At 48.8% G+C, this 203-nt stretch carries 1 protein-coding gene; it reads left to right on the top strand.

What is annotated here, in order from left to right; all coding sequences use genetic code 11:
* Nucleotides 1-44: 44 nt before the first annotated feature.
* Nucleotides 45-179, top strand: coding sequence for a hypothetical protein (locus E1189_RS25665; protein ID WP_268921562.1), 135 nt, complete (start codon nt 45-47; stop codon nt 177-179).
* Nucleotides 180-203 lie beyond the last annotated feature (24 nt).

Raw genomic sequence — 203 nt, 5'->3', positions numbered from 1 at the left:
ATCATTCCAAAACCCATTAAACCCAGTGGCACTGGGTTGCACTGATGAATCATGTTTTTATGACGGGTGTTGCGGAGCGTCTGGCAGAACAGGTCGTGACAGTTGTGCGGTTTGAGTTTCCTTATCGGTGTGTGAACGCAGTCAGTGCTGCGCCACAGCCTCCTGTTGTGGCACAATAATAACAGACGTTGCGTATGAGTATT

Origin of the sequence: Parendozoicomonas verongulae (assembly GCF_009711465.1) — a bacterium.
Lineage (GTDB): Bacteria > Pseudomonadota > Gammaproteobacteria > Pseudomonadales > Endozoicomonadaceae > Sansalvadorimonas > Sansalvadorimonas verongulae.
The sequence above is the reverse complement of the archived record's forward strand: the minus strand, read 5'-3'. Positions and strand labels throughout refer to the sequence as shown.

Bases quoted from the DNA above. Each gene is read 5' to 3' on its own strand.
- E1189_RS25665 (WP_268921562.1), top strand. From the start codon at position 45: ATGAATCATGTTTTTATGACGGGTGTTGCGGAGCGTCTGGCAGAACAG.